Below are 17287 nucleotides of genomic sequence, written 5' to 3'. Positions count from 1 at the left end.
GCAACAGGAGTAACGTTCCATGAAGCGTAGGGAATTCATTGCCGCCAGCGCGGCCCTGGCCGCCACGAGTCTGCTGCCGGAAACCCCGGCCTGGGCGCGCGGGCGCACGCTGCGGCTGGGCCTGATCGGTACCGGCATGCGCGGCCAGGTGCTGCTCAAGGAGCTGGTGCGCCGCGACGACGTCGAGGTGGTCGCGCTGTGCGACATCGAACCGATCATGCTCAAGAAGGGCATGGACATGGTGGCGAAGGCCGGAAAGCCCGCGCCCAAGGCCTACGGCCAGGATGGCGACCGCAACGCCTGGAAGCGCCTGCTCGAGCAGCGCGGCCTGGACGGCGTGATCATCGCCACCCCGTGGGAATACCACGCCCCGATGGCCATCGCCGCCATGCAGGCCAAGGTGGCCGTGGGCTGCGAAGTGGTGGCCGGCATCACCCTGCAGGACCATTGGGACGTACTCAAGACCCAGCTCTCCACCGGCACGCCGTACATGCTGCTGGAGAACGTCTGCTACCGCCGCGACGTGATGGCCGCGCTGCAGATGGTGCGCAAGGGCGTGTTCGGTGAACTGGTGCACCTGCAGGCCGGTTACCAGCACGACCTGCGCGGGGTGAAGTTCAATTCCGGCGATCCTTCGCAGCCGTACGACAGCGGCGTGGAGTTCGGCCCCAACGCCTGGTCCGAAGCGCGCTGGCGCACCCAGCACTCGGTGGATCGCAATGGCGAGCTTTACCCCAGCCACGGCATCGGTCCGTGCGCCATGTACACCGGCATCAATCGCGGCAACCGCTTCACCCACATCAACGCCTTCGCCAGCAAGTCGCGCGGCCTGCATGAGTACACCGTGGCCAAGAGTGGCGGCACCACCCACCCCAGCACCAAGGTGACGTTCAAGCTGGGCGACATCGTGACCACCACCCTGGCCTGCGAGAATGGCGAGACCATCCTGCTGCAGCACGACACCTCGTTGCCGCGCCCGTATTCCATGGGCTTCCGCGTGCAGGGCACCAAGGGCCTGTGGATGGACGTCAACCAGTCCATCCACATCGAAGGCCGCAGCCCGCCGCACAAATGGGAAGCCTTCCAGACCTACCAGGACCAGTACGAACACCCGCTGTGGAAGCAGCACGCCGACACTGCCGCCAGCGCCGGCCACGGCGGCATGGACTGGTTCGTGATTCACGCGTTCGTTGAATCGCTCAAGGCCAAGGCCCCGATGCCGATCGACATCTACGATGCCATCACCTGGAGTGCGATCACGCCGCTGTCCGAGCAGTCCATCGCCAACAGCTTCCAGACGTTGGAGTTCCCGGACTTCACCGCCGGTCTGTGGAAGCAGCGCAAGCCGATCTTCGCGTTCGACGGGACGTACTGATCAATGGACCAGCCCGGCGCAACTTCGGTGCGCCGGGTACCCCGCAACCACGGACGAACACAACGCGGTAGAGCCACGCCCTGCGTGGCTGCGCGGTGAATTCTGCGGAACGGGGAAAGATGGCGCGCCCGGAGGGATTCGAACCCCCGACCAATGGCTTCGGAAGCCACTACTCTATCCGGCTGAGCTACGGGCGCATCTTGGAACCGCCGCAGCGCCATGAGACGGTGCGGGACGGGCATTCTATCCGTAAACGCGGCGCAGGTCTGCCCCCTTGGGCCAATCGCGTCGCAGCGCACCCCGTCGGGGGGCTTGGCGGTATCCTTTACGCATGGCTTACGAACGTTTTGACGCCCCCGCCGGCGCACCGCCGTCGCGTTGGGGCCAGTACTGGAAACTGATGCGCGCCGATCGCCCGATCGGCACCCTGCTGCTGCTGTGGCCCACCTGGTGGGCGCTGTGGCTGGCTGCCGGCGGCCTGCCGCCGCTGTGGATCCTGTTCGTGTTCACCGCCGGGGTCTGGCTGACGCGTTCGGCCGGCTGCGTGATCAACGACTACGCCGACCGCTGGCTGGACCCGCACGTCAAGCGCACCAAGGACCGCCCGCTGGCCAGTGGCCGCGTGTCCGGGCGCGAAGCGCTGGTGCTGTTTGCCGGGCTGATGCTGGTGGCGTTCGCTCTGGTGCTTACCCTGAACGCGCTGACCATCGGCATGAGCTTCATCGGCATCTTCCTGGCCGCCAGCTATCCGTACCTCAAGCGCTATACCCACCTGCCGCAGGTGTACCTGGGCATGGCATTCGGCTGGGGCATCCCGATGGCGTTCGCCGCCATCCAGGGCGAAGTGCCGGTGGTGGGCTGGCTGCTGTACGGCGCCAACATCCTCTGGTCCACCGCGTATGACACCTGGTACGCCATGGTAGACCGCGACGACGACCTGAAGATGGGCTCGCACTCCACCGCGATCCTGTTCGGCGACCTGGACCTGGTCATCCAGGGCATCCTGTACGCGCTGTTCCTGGGCACCATGGCGATGGTCGGCATGCGCAGTGGGTTGGGGCTCTACTACTGGCTGGGCGTGGCCGTGGCCGCCGGGCTGATTGCGTACGAATTCTGGATCGCCCGCAAGCGCGAGCGCGACCCCTGCTTCAAGGCCTTCCTGCACAACAACTGGGTGGGCGCGGCGTTGTTCGCCGGTATTGCTGCTGCGTTGGCGCTGGGCTGAGGGCCACCCGGCTGGGGCCGGGTGCTACCAATTGATGAACCTGGGAGGGTAGGGCATGGCCACTACGGCATCGGCGGCAACGCAGGACGGCTGGATGGCGCGCGCCGCGCTGCGTTCGGCGGCATGGGCAGAAAAGTGGTTCCCCGACGCCTACGTGTTCGCGGTGCTGGGCGTGGTGATCGTGGCGCTGGCGGCCATGGGCTTCGGTGCCACCCCGCAGGCCACCGCCAAGGCCTTCGGCGACGGCTTCTGGAGCCTGATTCCCTTCACCATGCAGATGGCCTTCGTGGTCATCGGCGGCTATGCCGTGGCGACCGCGCCGGTGGTGGCACGCTTCATCGAGCTGCTGGCCCGGGTGCCGCGCACCGGCCGGGGCGCGGTGGTGTACGTGGGCCTGGTCAGCATGCTGGCCTCGCTGCTCAGCTGGGGATTCTCGCTGGTGTTCGGCGGGCTGCTGGTGCGGGCACTGGCCCGCCGCGAAGAACTGCACATGGACTACCGCGCTGCCGGTGCCTCGGCGTACCTGGGCCTGGGCGCAGTGTGGGCGATGGGGCTCAGCTCCTCGGCTGCGCAGCTGCAGGCCAACCCGGCCAGCATGCCGCCCGGCCTGGTGGAGATCACCGGCGTGCTGCCCTTCACTGAAACCATCTTCCTGTGGCAGTCGATCGCGCTGACGGCCGCGCTGATCCTGGTCTCGCTGCTGATCGCGTGGCTGACCGCACCGGGCCCGGCGACGGCACGCACTTCACGAGATTTTGCCGGCGCGGCCCAGGCCGAACCGGAGCCGCTGCAGCCGCGCACGCGTGCCGGCGAATGGCTGGAGTACAGCCCGCTGCTCACCGTGCTGCTTTCGCTGCTGGCCTTCGGCTGGTTGTTCAGCGAGTTCGCCAGCAAGCCGGTGGTCACGGCCATTGCCAACCTCAACACCTACAACTTCCTGTTCATTTCGCTGGGCCTGCTGCTGCACTGGCGCCCGCGCAGCTTCCTCAACGCGGTGGCCAAGGCCGTCCCCAGCACCACCGGCGTGCTGATCCAGTTTCCGCTGTATGGCGGCATCGCCATGATCCTTACCCACGCCGTGGGCAGTGGCGGCGAAACCCTCGCGCATCGCCTGTCCACCGTGTTCGTGCATATCGCCACCACCGACACCTTCGCGCTGGTCATGGGCATCTACTCGGCGGTGCTTGGGTTCTTCGTACCCTCCGGCGGCGGCAAGTGGATCATCGAAGCCCCGTATGTGATGCAGGCGGCCAATGAGCTGAAAGCCCACCTCGGCTGGGCGGTGCAGGTCTACAACGCCGCCGAAGCCCTGCCGAACCTGATCAACCCGTTCTGGATGCTGCCGCTGCTCGGCGTGCTGGGCCTGAAGGCCCGCGACATTGTCGGCTTCACCTTCATACAGCTACTGGTGCACATCCCGCTGGTGCTGGGGCTGCTGTGGGTGCTCGGAATGACCCTGACCTATGTGCCGCCGGTAATGCCGTAGACGGAACCGACCGCCGGGCTCACCCCGGCGGCCAGTCATGCGCGCGCGACAGGACTGCGTGCAGCACGGCCTGCACCTGAACTTCCTTCAGGTGTCGGCGCAGCAGGGGTTCCAGCCGGTCGCGCAGGTGTTCGTGGAACAGAATGCGGGGACCGGCGTGCGCTTCGGCTACCACGACGTCGATCAAAGCGCCCATGGAAATGCGGTCGGCCTGGTGCCTCGTGGGGCCGAACAGGCCTTCCAGTACCGCCAGACCGCGTGATGGCGTACGGACGCCGCTGCCACCGTGCAGTGACACCTGCTGTGTGGCTTCGAATGCCTGCAGTGCGTCCAGTCGCATCTGGCCGGTGGGGCTCAGCAGTATCTGGCTCAGGTTGTAGCGAGCCTGCTCGATCAGATGCGGTTCTTCACCGGTCTGGCCGAGCTGGTGGCGCAGGCGGGTGTACATCTCGTTGGACTGCTGTCTTCCTGCCGGGTCGCTCTGCTCCACCGGAGCGACTGCCTGGTAGTCCAGCGGCTCCTCGTGCACGGCCGGTGCGCGCTCGCGTGCCCAGTGACGCACGCGCAGATCTTCCGGATTGAAACGGTCCTCTTCCAGCGCCAGCTGGCTGACCGCGTCGCGCAGCACGGAGTAGCGATGCAGGGTACTTCGGTAGCGCGCGCTCACAGCGGCCTGTTCACCGGTAAACGCCGCTTCCGACGCGATGGCTACCTGAAGCCTCTGGCCGAACTCGGTCACGCGCCGATGCAGCAGGTCACGTCGGCGCCGGTTCAGGTCGATGTCGTCGCCATGCGCGCCCAGCGTCCAGTCCGGTGCAAGGTGATCACGGCAGGCGTGGAAGTTCTCTTCTGCACGTTCCGGCAACAACCCCTGCAGGCGCCGATCATCACGCGCCAGGGCGTCGCGGTTGACCTGCACCGACCCAGGCATCCACTCCTGCCCGGGCGCGTCATTCATCCCGCTGGCATGGAAGTCCACGACCAGTGCGGCGCGCTTGTCCGGGTGGGGGGCATTGATCAGCCCCACCGCGCGCAGGCGCTCGGGGTCCGACAGCGGCCGGTCGACGTACAGCAGGCCCAGCCGCGCGTCCTGCGACGCTGGGAGATCGCCATGTGCAATCACCAGCTCCACCTGCGGCGGAATGCCTTCCGATGCCCGCTGCGTGGGCAGGCCGCGACTGTCGTAGCCGGTCAACTGGGTCTGCAGGCGCCCATCGGCATGGAGCGCACGCTGGTAGTCCTCTGCTTCCTTCGGCGTCTCCACCAGCAGCGTGCCGCGCAGGTTGCGCTCGGCCACGCGGACAACGCCGTGGAAGTGCTGGCTGATCGCCGTGGCCACCTGCGCTTGGCGCAGCTCTCCAGGGGTGGCCTGCGCATCTGCTGGCATATCGCGACTCAGCACCGGGTAGATCGCGCCTCCATCGCGCCATGCCGGCACCACCACCCCGTCGGCCACCGCATGCTCCGGTGGGTAGTGGTACAGCGGCGCGCCGGGGTCCAGGTCCGCGGCGGGCAGCAGGATCGGCTGCGAACTCAACGTGAGCCAGGTCGAACGCGGCAGGCAGCGACGCAGGCGGCGCAGCAATGCCGGCGGGCTTTCCCAGAAGTTGGCATCGACCAGCAGCAGGATCTCGGTGCCGGCATCCGCTGCAGCCGTCGGCGGGGCGGCCTTGCGTCCCCAGCCACGAAACACGCGCAGCGGAACCTCGTGTGGCGAACTGGCATGGCCGGCCAGGAACTCGGTGAGCTGGTCGGCCGCCTGCGGGCCCGACCTGCGCTTGTGGTCCTGCGGCGTCGGAGTGGGGCGGGCCACCGGGAGCAGTATGCGCAATCCTTCGAACTCGGGATCTGCCCGCAATGCGTGCAGCAGCCAGTACCGTGCGCGCTGCAGCCCGCTGCCGGCTGCGAGACACAGCTGGCCGCCGCCCCGCCTGCCTTCAAAATCACGGGAGCGCAGTGCCTGCAGGGCATGCTGCACGGCAAAGAACTGCCCGGGGCGGGCCACATAGCGGCGACCATGCGCACCGGTGTGCAGGAAGCCGCGCAGCAACTGCAGGAACCGCGCCGGCCCCAGCACACCCTGCAGCAGTTCGGCATGGGCGGCCCATGGCGGGTCCAGCGTCACCTCCGCGAAGGGCACAGGACGCTCGCGCAACTGGTCCACCCTCTCGCGGCTCCAACCATGTTCCCGCCAGCGCATCCAGCCATGGGCCGGCGTACCCACGCTGGCATAGCAGCCTCCGCGCCGGTCCAGGCACAGCAGCAGTTGCGCGTGCAGCGCTGGCCGATGCGAAACAAAGGCGGTCTTGCCACGCCACAGGTGGGAAATTCCGGCAGCGACGGTGCCCCAGCGCTTCTCGCGGTCGCGCTCCACGCACGCCAGCACGACCAACGGAATGCCATTGACGTATCCGACCAGCTCGCGGATGTCGGGATCGAGCGGATCCGGATACGGCTCCGCATCGGCCATGTCCCAGTGGTTGCGCTGCACATGCTCCCAGTCGATCAGCGGAACCAGCACCTCGGTGCGGCTTCCATCCGGCAGCTGTTGCACGGTACGCGCGCCCTCCACCAGCAGGCGGTGCGCGGTCGCGCTGGATGCCTCCCAGTCGAGGCTGTGGCAGCAGGTATCTACTGCGGAAATGATCTCGTGGATGCCTTCCGGCGAAAGCGGCAGCAGCTCGCCGTGGCGCTCAAACCGGAAGCGCCGCAGCCACGGCAACAGGCGGTTCTCCAGCAGTGTGCTTTCCGGAAGCCCACGAAGCGGACCGAGCTCGCGTGCTTCCAGGTAGTTCCACCCAAGTCGACGCAACCAGCCCAGCGCCGAGTGGCGAACACCGAATCTTCCGTGGTTGACGCTCATGCGAGCACCTCGGAAAGACGGGGGCGGAGACGTACGTCCGCGACGACGAAGTTGGGGTGGGCGATGTTCATGCGGACAGTGTGTTCGATCACATCCATCTCACACTGTGTGCATCATTCCGAATCATGCGTTCGATGTGTAGAACGCGGAACGCGTTATCAATGCATTTTCAAATTCGAATAGAGGACGCCAATCGGTCGCACCTTTACGCGTCGTTTCAGGCCAGTTTCGAGAACTCGCGCTCCAGCGCGTCCAACTCGGCGTTCAACTCCTGCTGGATCGCTGCGAATGTCGTTTCCAGCGCTGCACGCCGTGAACGCAGAGTGGCAAGGTCGGTAGCGGCGTGAACCGGTACTGGCCGCACGTAACGCGCAATGCTCAGGTTGCCGTGGTTGGCGGTGATCTCATCGAGCAGTGCCAGATGCGCCAATCCCGGTTCGCTTGTACGTTTTGCACACAGGCGCAGCAGCGCTTCCGCTCCCTCCATATCGAGGCGCGGACCACGCTTGCCCGCAGTGGACAGCCCGCGTGCATCGATGAACAGCACCGCTTCGTCCTTTCGCACCCTACGCAGCACCAGCAGGGCGGTCGCTACCGACGACCCGGCGAACAGGCGGTCCGGCAGCCCGATCACGGTTTCCACCAGGTTCGCGTCCAGCCATGCCTGGCGGATCCGGGCTTCCTCGCCATCGCGGAACAGCACCCCGTGCGGCACTACTATCACCATGCGTCCGCGCTGTGGATTCAGCGTGGCCAGCATGTGCTGGATCAGTGCGGCATGCGCCCACTGGCGGGGTGCGGTGCCGTGCAGGAAGCGCAGGTACGGGTCGTGGGCAGCCTGTGCGGAGATCCATTTGAGGTGCAGCGGCGGACAGGCCAGCGCCACGTGGAAGCGCTGCAGGCGACCGTCTTCCAGCAGCGGATCCTCCAATGCGTCGCGCGACCGCAGATGCGGGTTGTCACTGCCATGCAGCAGCAGGCGCAGGCGAGCAACGGCACACAGCAGCGGGTCGGCCTCCTGCCCATACAACGGGTAGCGGTACGCCGGGCTGCCCTCGGCTCCGTTCCTGCGCATCCGGCGCGAGGCAGCCAGCAGCAACGTGCCCTGCCGGCAGATGGGGTCGTACACAGACTCGCGGGCGTCGGGATCGGTAAGCGCCGCCATCAACCAAGCCAACGCAGCCGGTACCTGGCCCGCCTCGACCGGGCCGCGCCCGGCCACCGGGCGCTCCAGCAGACCTTCCACGGCATCGCTGATGCAGACATTGCCAAAGCCGGGCTGCCCACGGAAGTTCAGCGCCGGCAGCGCCAGACGTTCCAGCAGGTGCAGCAGCACCTCGTCACGACGGGTCTCATCGGAAGGCAGCGCATCGCCCAGCTGCAGCGCGGGGAAGATGCCGCCCAGCTTGCGCGGGTTGGCCAGCGTGAACACCCGCAGCGCCGTCATGACCCGCAGCCCGTTGCCCTGCGCGTGGCGTTGCCGGTACAGCGTCGCGAATCGCGCATGCGCCGGAACGCAGAACGGCACCGAACGCAACCGGTCGAACGGCGCCTGGGCAGCATGCGGGGTGCAGGCCTGGTGCGCGTCGCTGGCCAGCTTGAGCAGGAGCAGGGACAGGGTCAGATGCGTGTCGGCATCGGGACGCCTGACCTCGCCGAGCGCATCACGCGCATGGACCAGGGCGGCAAGGGTGGCCGGGGTTTCGGTTGTCATCATCGCGTGTATGTAGTGATCGGTTCGCCGACCCTACATCCGTTCTCTCGATATCCGAAAACAAGATATTGCTTGCAGAATCATCGGCGTGCAGCGCTTCAACGCATCAGACGGTTGCGCCGTCGAGAAGGCGGGCCGCATAGCACGAGACCTCTTCATTGCGCGCTGCGATCAACTGCTCGCAGTGGGAGCGCTCAAGCAGTGCCGCCCTGGCGATGGTCACGATGCGCTGCTGTTGGTGCAGCGGCGGCAGCCTCATCGGCAGGTCCTCGACGGATGCCTTCCGAAGGCTCTGCTGACGTGATCCGGCGGATTGCCTGTGTAAGTGCTCCCGGGCGGAGGACTGGTTCAACTGCCAGGCGATGAACGCAGGCAAAGCCCTGACCGCATCAGCTACCCGAATCACGTAAAGGTGAGGGCTGCACACCGTCCTCTCTGGCGGATCGGTGAGCAACGCTGCCATCGGGTGACCACCTCGTGCTGTAAGCACCACGTCCCCATCCTTCACCCAGTCCGGCGCTTTTCGGTTGCTTAGATGCGTGCGCATCAGGGCATGCACATCGTCCATGCCATTCACACCGACGTTCTTCAACTGGATGACCCGAACCGATCCATCCACGGCTGCTCTGATCGCTCCGCGAAAAGGATGTCCCTGGCGGATGCTGGCGATGTCTCCCAGCCTTGCGATGGTGTGTGAAGTGTTCATCGCAGGGAACATGCGCGGCACCCCGGGAGGCGTCAACGTGCGTATCTGCACCATTCCAGATGATGCGAATTCAGGTGCTGGAACTGGAACGTGTTTGGCGCTTTACTGATAGGGCCCGTGAAACTGCTTTGCCCAGTGCAAAAGACGGCGTCAATCGGACTTCGATAGGTTGCGCAAATCGAATGACACCGAATCCGCGCGCGGGTGCGCGTTCATGCTGCTGACTGCGGCGGAAAGCGGATAGGGACATGAGCGCATTCCATTGTGGAATAAGTCGTGCCCGGGATCTCGCCAAAGTCCCTGAGAACGCGCTGCTTGCGGACGAGTTCATGCTCGCGTTTGACGAATTCGTATGCAAATTGCCACATGGTTTTAACCGACCCCTGCACAGCATGGCCCTGACCGCGGCATCCCGCCCGCGGCTTCCGGAGATCCGAGATGGCCCAGCAGCGCAATCAGAGTTCCCAGCAGAACCAGCGTGGTCAGCAGGAGGGGCGCGGACGCGACCAGCAGCAGCAACAGCAGCAGGAACAGCAGCAGCGCAACCAGAACCAGCAGCAGGGCTGGAAGGACGAAGAAGAGTGACGGCTGGCTGTAGCGCCGGACGATGAGGCCCCGCTTCGGCGGGGCCTTTTTTGTACTAAGATCGCCGCGACCGGGCAAAACCGGAATCACTCATGAGGGGAACACCGTGAGTAAGCGTAGCCAGTGGATGGGTCTGATCGCAGTGCTTTGCTGTGCGTCGAGTGGGTGTAGCGCGTCCCAGGGTTCAGAGCTCAAGCTCGGTCAGATTGACGCCGCTCAGGAGTTCGCTGCCGGAGTCACCCGAGCGGACATTGAAGCCGCGCGCCTCCGCGTGAATCCTGCCAGGGTTCCCGGGGAGCTGAGGGCGCTGGTGCCATTTGCCGAGCGCTGGGGCATCGGTGACGACGCCATTCGCGAAGCGGCACTGGACGCGGCCACCGTCGAGGAAAAATCAAAGTTCGCGGCTTCCGTAAACCCGTACAACGCTCGAATCACGAAGTGGCTGGACAGCTTTCCACAAGGTTCCGACATGAGCGACGAAGCGGCCGCCTTCATGTTCATGCAGTCTGCCCTGGATGAGCTTGGGTTCTATGAAGAAGCAGTAGATCAGGGCTGAGGGATGGCCTTGGAATCTCGATTGATTGGGGAGATGCTCGATGGATGTGAAATCAATGCTGGACCATGTTCTGGCGCCTTTTCGAGGCCAGCGCAGCGATAAGCTTCATCATGGCCAGATGGGTACCGCCGAGGAGTTTGCCGCTCTCGTGACACCGGCTGACATCGTCGCCGCCAGGATTCCGCTGGACCCCGCCGATGTTCCGGAGAGCTTGCGGGTGCTGTTGCCACTGGCCTGGTACTGGGGCATCTGCGATGACGCCATCAGGGACGTGGTGGAGGAAACGGCGACTGAAGAGGAAAAGCTTGAGTTCGCCAACGCCGTGAGTCCCTACAACGCGGAGATCAGGGACTGGCTTGATTCGTGTCCGGTCGACGGAACGATGTCCGACGCGGCCGCCGCTTTCATGTACATGCAGTTGTCGCTGGCCAACATGGGGTTGTACCGGGAAGAGGACGAGGCCGAGTGAGCAGCTTCACGACGTAGCCCGACTCTCTGCCCCCGCCATCAACTCATCCTCAACCGCCGAGAACCGCCCCAGGTCGAACGTATCCAGCCGCATCGCCTGTGCGGCCGTCGAGAAGGCCAGCGTAGCCAGCACCCGCTCCGGATGCTGCGCCCACGGCGGCACATAGCGCGGCGGCGCGATCAGCCCGGAGGCGCGATACGGTGCCAGCGTGACCAGGTCGCCCAGGTCCACGCGGCCGCAGAACAGCAGTCGCAACGTATCGCCGCGATTCTCATGCAGGGCGCGCTTGATGAAGGCGGTGACCAGCAGCAGGCCTTCCAGGTAGGCGCCGTCCTTGGTGAAGCACACGCGACCGCGCACGTCGCCACCACGGAAGATGCGCGCGGCGCTTCGGTAACTGTCTTCCTCGGATTGGCCGGCGGCCAGGAAGGCCTTGAAGACATCGATGAAGTCCGCGCCTTCCAGCGCTTCCTGCAACCGGACCACTCGCAGCGCAAGGCGGCGCAACCGGTTGATGTCCATCGATCCGGTGATGATCTCCGAGAACGTGGCCAGGCCTTCCTGCGTACGCGTTGTACGCGGCGAGCCGGTGCCCAGGCAACGCAGCCATGGCTGGTGCTTGCCATTGAGCAGGGTGCCGGCGTGGATGAAGGCTTCGTGCTCCACCAGCTGGTCCAGGTCCAGCTGTGAGAACAGCGCGTCCGCGCGCAGGCGGATGACCTTGCTGCCGGCGGCGGCCTTGGAGGCCAGCTCGGTGTCCAGCACCACCTTCACCGGGTCGTCGGTGAAGAAGGGATCGATGCGCTTGCGCAGCATCTCCGAGAAGTCCGGCGCGGGAATGTCGTAGGCAATGCGGGGTACGTACTGCGAACCCAGCAGCTGGTCCGTGATGGCCAGCATCTGCGCGGCCGAGTGCGCCGTGGTGGTGGTCTGCGAGCGGTACTGGGTACTGGGGTGCCCGTAGAGCAGGGTGGAGCACTCGGTGAACTGCGGCGTGCCGATGCTGGAGAGCATGCGCGCGGCCACGCGCATGCTCCACGCGGTGCGGTACAGCCAGTCGCCCACCGGGTGGCCGCGATCCAGGCGCTGCAGGATGTCATCGAGCGCGGCGATGGTTTCGGCGTGGTCCTGCGGCGGGGTGGGTGGGGCCGGCAGTTCCGGCTTGCCGGCGCGCCAGCCTTCCAGGAAGCGGGTCTCCGTTTCGATGGGCCACGCCAGGCCGGAGAGGATGCGAATCTTCCCTCCCAGTTTGGCCAGCCGCGCATCCACCTCCAGCAGGGGGCCAAGTGCAGGATCGTCCCGGGTGGGGTCGGAAGCGGGGGCGGAGGTGAGCAGTTCCACGGCGGGCAACCTGGGGTGGGCTGCAGCCACTGTGTTGCCGGCGCAGGGACCGCGCAACGGTCCTTCTACCCGTCGTGGCTCAGCAAATGTACTGGCCGCGCAGGTGAATGCGCGCAGGCGGCGTGTTCAGCCTGCTTGGGGCGCAGTGAGCTGCCAGCCTTCGACGTCATCGGCCAGCTGCCCGGCGTCCACATCACCCAGCGTGACCTCGATCCCGCGTGCATTGGGCAGCACCTTCTGCTCCGGGAACCAGTGGCGTGTGGCATCCACGACGATCAAAAGGCCTTCGTCGTCGCCCAGTGCGGCGAAGTGCGGGGTCGGCGGGCTGAGCGGCTGCAGCCCGAAGGTCGCCTCGGCGCGGGCGGTCAGCGCGGCGACATCGGCAGTGGGCAGGCCCACTTCGCTGATGCAGGTGAGCTCGCTGCCGTGGAACGCGCCGGTACGCCCGGAGGCAGGCAACCGCCGACGACCAATCAGTTCCAGGATCAAGGCGTCGGGGCCGTCGTAGTAGATCGATTCCGACTCCCAGCGCCCGCCGAAGGTGAAGTGGGCCTCGCCTTGGCATTGCGCTGCAACGGCGAGCGTTCCAGCAGCCATGCGGTGGCAGCCTCGAAGCGATCGGCCGGGACGTTGAAGGCCAGGTGGACGCCACCGACCGGGTCACTCCCAGCGTCGCGAAGCTGCAGCGTGGTCCAGCCGATCTGCACGGCACTGCCCTGTACAGGAAGTTGCATGACCTCGCCGAACCACGCAGCGACTGCGGATACATCAGACACCGGAAGCTGGAGAACGTTGATGCGCATCGAGCCAATCACCAGGAAGCAGGGGCGGGTGTCAAAGGGCTGACATCGCCAGGGAAGACAATAAAAGCACACGCATTACATTGTGATGAGCTTCACGTAAATCATGTGCCTCACATCACGCATGGCATGCGCAAGCCGCGATGTAGCGGATATGTGAACGTCATCGCATTGGCGCGTCGCTATGCTACGCGACCCGGCGTAGTGTGATGTACGCCACGACACGAATCAGGAGGATCCGTTGTCCCATCATCGTTCCATGACCCTGCTCGCCGTTTCGCTGAGCATCCTGCTGGCCGCGTGCAAGCCCGACGCCGCCATCGAGCCCGCAAACGCAAACGCAGCGCCGCCGTCGACCACAGCGTCCACGATCGCCCCCGAAGCCAGTGAACCTGCCGCACCCGCTGCGACGAGCGCTGACGCGACCGCCAACTGCGCCCACGCAGATTTCGACGCCTTCCTGCCGCAGTTCGGGCGGGAAATCGCACTGCAGGAAAAGTCCGTGGCCAACCCCCTGATCAGCGAGCGCTACGACACCCAGGGCGAAGAGCCCAAACTGGTAACCGAAAACGTACCGCTGGCCGACGTGACCTGGCCAGTCATGCCCAATCCGTCAGGCTTGAAGGACATGGGGCGGGAAATGCAGGTGAGCCGGCAGGACGACGGCAGCATGAAAGTGCTGATCCGTACGCCGGACACCAGCAACCAGCAGTCGTACTACTTCGCCCAGCGCCCGTGCTGGCAGCTGGTGCGCATGACCGACGAGTCGATCTGAGTTGGAGTGCCGCGCGTCCGCACGCGGCCCTTTCCACAACGGAGCCTGTGATGTCGAAACTGCGTTTCGTACCCGCGTTCGCCCTTCTGTTGGCCGCGTGCAGTGCACCCTCCGGAACCCCCGGGGCCGCCGCCACACCCGAGCCTGCCGCCGCAGCGCCGGCAGCCACCCCTTCACCCACCCAGCAGGAAGAGAAAGGCATGCACAAGGAATGCGCAGGTGCACGGCTGCACCTGACCGCGTTGCCAGCCCAGGACGGGCAGGCGACGCAGACGCGCCTGGAAATCGAGAAGGACGGCCAGCGCCGCACCGTCGATGCCCCGGCTGAAATGAGTGGCTACACCGCCGTTGGCCTGGCCTGCGTTGAAGACGCGCAGGGAACACCGTATTTCGTGGTGCAGTACGGCGAGCTGCCGTACGGCTGTGCGTTCTGCGAATGGTTCTACCTGTACGACGCCAATGGCAAGCAGCTCACCCACAGCAACCCGCCGGTGCGCGGCGAAGGCGAGGCGCAGTCGCCCAACAACGACGAGTACTCGCAACTGATCGCCAAGCTCGGCATCAAACACCCGGAGGTGGACGACATCGAAGACTGAAACACTGGAGCAACACCCCTTAAGGAAAGCCCCTTTCTCACAGAATGGATAGCACAGACATGCCCAACGACATCTACACCAGCATGGTGCAGCCGCCTGGAGCGGCGTACCGCAGCAGCCAGATCGAGCCGTGGAGCCGTTACCGCGAGCCGATCGACGAAACCCGTACCCTGCATGGCCAGTCGCGCCGCTGGGGCGATGCTTCGCCGGAAGTGCAGTCGCGCGTGATCGACTCGCTGATCGAATCCTCGCGCGAGGCCGGCCTGACGCCACGCGAAACCGCCTACGTACTGGCCATTGCCCGCGTGGAATCCGGCTTCAATCCGGATGCCGCCGCCGGCACCACCTCGGCCTCGGGCCTGGGCCAGTTCATCGACCGGACCGGCAAGCACTACGGCCTGAACAACGCCAACCGATTCGACGTGGACGCGCAGTCCGACGCGCTGGTGGCGCACTTCGTCGACAACCGCAACCTGGCGCGCGATCGCGGCCAGGGCGAAGACTACATCTACAAGTACCACCATGACGGCCCGACCAGGGACTACGGCGGCCTCGGCCTGTCGCAGCGCAAGGTGGCGCCGCACCTGGATGAGTACGAGCAGTTCGTGAACCAGCGCCTGGGCCAGACGCTGGACCAGGCTCCGACGCAGCAGCAACAGTCGGCGCCGGTGGGCGCCGCAGCAGCCGTTGGCGCGGCGTCGCAGGTGCGTTCGTACGAACACACCATGCAGGTAATGCTGCCGCCGCAGAACGGCGTGAAGCCGCACATCACCGGCCACTTTGGTGAGCACCGCGGCGAAAAGGCGCACGGTGGCAGCGACTTCAACTACGTGGGCGGCCAGACCGGCCGCAACCTGCAGCACCCGACCATACACGCGCCGATTGCCGGCACCGTGACCTCGGTGGGCGGGAAGTACGGCACCGTGATGATCCAGGACGCGGACGGCATCTCGCACCAGATCCTGCACATGCAGAGCACCCAGGTGAAGGTGGGCCAGCACGTGGAACCGGGCGACCCGATCGGCACCATGGGCGGGCGCGGTCCGCAGGGCGCGAACCAGTACGCGCAGCACGTGCACTACCAGATGAAGGACGCGTCCGGAAAGCTGATCAACCCGGAAAGCTATTGGAACAAGGGTGTACAGCAGGAGGCGGGCAAGCACGACCACGAGCATGCTCCGGCCGGCACCCTGCGCAAGGGCGACCGCAGCGACGAGGTGACCGAGCTGCAGCAGGCGCTGAACCGCCAGGGCGTACGCGATGCCAATGGCAATCCGCTGGCCGAGGACGGCAAGTTCGGTGACAACACGCGCGAAGCGGTGCTGGCCTTCCAGAAGCAGCAGGGCCTGAAGGACGACGGCGTGGTGGGTCGCGAGACCGCCGCCAAGCTGGCCGCCACACAGGTCCAGACAGCGGAGACCCGCAGCCCCACTGGCCCGCAGCTCGGCGACAAGGCGCACCCGGACACGGCACTGCACAACGCCATCCGCAGCCAGTTGCCCGCGGCGATCTCCAACGAGGCGGCGGCCAACGTCACGTTGCAGGCCAAGCAGGCCGGCATCGACTCGGCGGAGAAGCTGCAGAGCGTGAGCGTGCAGGACGGCAAGGCCTTCGTGATGGGCACCACGCCGGGCTACCGGGCGGCGGTGGACCTCAGCCAGGCCCCGCCGCTGGAGCAGACCAACGCCGCACTGCTGGGCAATAACGAGGCCCAGCAGCAGCGCCAGGTGCAGGAAGAGCAGCAGAAGGTGGCGATGGGGCGGTAAACCCCCGTCGCCTTACGCTTGATGCGTGTGTAGTGATGGAGCCAGCCGGGGCAACCCGGCTGGCTCTTTTTGTTCGGGTGCTCGGCTGCCTTAAACTACGGCGCTGGGCGGTGCCCGGGAACCGGTAGTGAACAAGGTTGAACGAAATGGATAGTGGGCAGCGCCCGGCGGCGATTGAACTGGTGGCCATCGACATGGATGGCACCCTGCTGGATCCCGCGCATCGTCTTACCCCGCGGGTGAAGCCGGCCATCGCCCGCGCCCGCGAGCAGGGCGTCCGCATCGTACTGACCAGTGGCAGGCCTGTTTCGGGCCTGGCGCCGTTCCTGGACGAGCTGGGCATCGATGGTGCCGAGGACTACTGCATCGCCTGCAATGGTGGCCTGGTCACGCGCGTTGCCACCGGCGAGGTGGTGGTGGAGTACCCGCTGAGCTTCGACGACTTCCTGTTCTGCGAGCAGGTCGCCCGCGAGATGGGCGTGCACTTCCAGGCGCTGGACGGCGAGCGCCTGTACACGCCCAACCGCGACATCAGCATCTACACCGTGGCCGACTCCCACCTTTCCCGCGTGCCGCTCTCGTACCGCAGCGTGGCCGAGATGGACCCGGAAATGTCCTTCATCAAGCTCATGATGGTGGACGAGCCGCAGGTGCTGGACGCGGTCATTCCGCGCCTGCCTGCCGCCTTGACCGAACGCTTCGCGGTGCTCAAGAGCGCTGCGTTCTTCCTGGAGGTGTTCGACCATCGCGCGGGCAAGGGCCCCAGCCTGCAGAAGCTGGCAGAACACCTGGGTATCGACCGCAGCCAGGTGATGGCCATCGGCGACCAGGAGAACGACCTCACCATGCTGCAGTACGCAGGCACGAGCGTGGCGATGGGCAATGCTGTCGACATCGTAAAAGCGACAGCGCTGCACCAGACATCAACAAACGCGGAAGACGGCGTCGCCTTGGCACTCGAACAGTTCGTTCTCCGGTAGGGGCGGTTCCCAAACGCCCGCACGTAACGATGGTCAATGCATCAACGCAT

14 protein-coding genes, 1 tRNA gene and 1 pseudogene are annotated in these 17287 nt (G+C 65.8%); 10 read left to right on the top strand and 6 right to left on the bottom strand.

Translation table 11 applies throughout. The annotated features are described in order from the left end of the window. Positions 1-19: 19 nt before the first annotated feature. Complete coding sequence (locus tag PDM28_RS18025) at positions 20-1375, top strand: Gfo/Idh/MocA family protein (protein WP_311183091.1); 1356 nt, start codon at positions 20-22, stop codon at positions 1373-1375. 120 nt (positions 1376-1495) lie between these two features. Here PDM28_RS18025 and PDM28_RS18020 read toward each other — a convergent pair. Further along, a tRNA-Arg gene (locus PDM28_RS18020) sits at positions 1496-1572 on the bottom strand. Between the two features lie 134 nt (positions 1573-1706). On the opposite strand from PDM28_RS18020, the gene ubiA reads away from it, so the two are divergent. Further along, positions 1707-2600: a 4-hydroxybenzoate octaprenyltransferase gene (ubiA, locus tag PDM28_RS18015; RefSeq protein ID WP_102946290.1), complete on the top strand. Its 894-nt coding sequence runs from the start codon at positions 1707-1709 to the stop codon at positions 2598-2600. Positions 2601-2694: 94 nt separating this feature from the next. Then, positions 2695-4086, top strand: a complete 1392-nt coding sequence (locus PDM28_RS18010; RefSeq protein ID WP_425507678.1) for a short-chain fatty acid transporter — start codon at positions 2695-2697, stop codon at positions 4084-4086. A gap of 19 nt (positions 4087-4105) precedes the next feature. Here PDM28_RS18010 and PDM28_RS18005 read toward each other — a convergent pair whose 3' ends face one another. The 3 genes from PDM28_RS18005 to PDM28_RS17995 form a co-directional block, all read right to left on the bottom strand. Then, complete coding sequence (locus PDM28_RS18005) at positions 4106-6949, bottom strand: type I restriction endonuclease (protein ID WP_311183088.1); 2844 nt, start codon at positions 6947-6949, stop codon at positions 4106-4108. Between the two features lie 217 nt (positions 6950-7166). Next, positions 7167-8663, bottom strand: a complete 1497-nt coding sequence (locus PDM28_RS18000) for an N-6 DNA methylase (RefSeq protein WP_311183087.1) — start codon at positions 8661-8663, stop codon at positions 7167-7169. Between the two features lie 106 nt (positions 8664-8769). After that, positions 8770-9369 carry a restriction endonuclease subunit S gene (locus tag PDM28_RS17995; protein WP_311183086.1) on the bottom strand — a complete coding sequence of 200 codons (600 nt, stop codon included), beginning with the start codon at positions 9367-9369 and terminating at the stop codon, positions 8770-8772. A gap of 438 nt (positions 9370-9807) precedes the next feature. Here PDM28_RS17995 and PDM28_RS17990 point away from each other — a divergent pair, with 438 nt between their 5' ends. From PDM28_RS17990 to PDM28_RS17980, 3 genes are all read left to right on the top strand, one after another. Further along, the gene (locus PDM28_RS17990; protein ID WP_171966802.1) at positions 9808-9954 is read left to right on the top strand and encodes a hypothetical protein; all 147 of its coding nucleotides are present in this window, start codon (positions 9808-9810) and stop codon (positions 9952-9954) included. Between the two features lie 106 nt (positions 9955-10060). Continuing rightward, complete coding sequence (locus PDM28_RS17985) at positions 10061-10510, top strand: hypothetical protein (protein WP_311183085.1); 450 nt, start codon at positions 10061-10063, stop codon at positions 10508-10510. A 40-nt stretch (positions 10511-10550) separates the two neighbouring features. Beyond that, the gene (locus PDM28_RS17980; protein ID WP_311183084.1) at positions 10551-10979 is read left to right on the top strand and encodes a hypothetical protein; all 429 of its coding nucleotides are present in this window, start codon (positions 10551-10553) and stop codon (positions 10977-10979) included. Positions 10980-10985: 6 nt separating this feature from the next. Here the strand turns inward: PDM28_RS17980 and PDM28_RS17975 are convergent, their stop codons facing one another. Beyond that, positions 10986-12320: a peptidase MATCAP family protein gene (locus PDM28_RS17975; RefSeq protein WP_311183083.1), complete on the bottom strand. Its 1335-nt coding sequence runs from the start codon at positions 12318-12320 to the stop codon at positions 10986-10988. A gap of 126 nt (positions 12321-12446) precedes the next feature. Further along, positions 12447-13123 (bottom strand): annotated as a pseudogene (locus PDM28_RS17970) (VOC family protein). 238 nt (positions 13124-13361) lie between these two features. On the opposite strand from PDM28_RS17970, the gene PDM28_RS17965 reads away from it, so the two are divergent. The 4 genes from PDM28_RS17965 (at position 13362) to yidA (ending at position 17237) form a co-directional block, all read left to right on the top strand. Next, the gene (locus PDM28_RS17965) at positions 13362-13895 is read left to right on the top strand and encodes a hypothetical protein (RefSeq protein WP_311183082.1); all 534 of its coding nucleotides are present in this window, start codon (positions 13362-13364) and stop codon (positions 13893-13895) included. A 50-nt stretch (positions 13896-13945) separates the two neighbouring features. Then, entirely contained in the window at positions 13946-14491 is a 546-nt protein-coding gene (locus PDM28_RS17960; RefSeq protein ID WP_311183081.1) for a hypothetical protein, read from the top strand. 59 nt (positions 14492-14550) lie between these two features. Then, positions 14551-16257, top strand: coding sequence for a peptidoglycan-binding protein (locus tag PDM28_RS17955; protein WP_311183080.1), 1707 nt, complete (start codon positions 14551-14553; stop codon positions 16255-16257). Positions 16258-16403: 146 nt separating this feature from the next. Further along, complete coding sequence (gene yidA, locus PDM28_RS17950) at positions 16404-17237, top strand: sugar-phosphatase (RefSeq protein ID WP_311183079.1); 834 nt, start codon at positions 16404-16406, stop codon at positions 17235-17237. Positions 17238-17287: the final 50 nt, after the last annotated feature.

Origin of the sequence: Stenotrophomonas aracearum, from assembly GCF_031834615.1 — a bacterium.
Lineage (GTDB): Bacteria > Pseudomonadota > Gammaproteobacteria > Xanthomonadales > Xanthomonadaceae > Stenotrophomonas > Stenotrophomonas aracearum.
The sequence above is the reverse complement of the archived record's forward strand: the minus strand, read 5'-3'. Positions and strand labels throughout refer to the sequence as shown.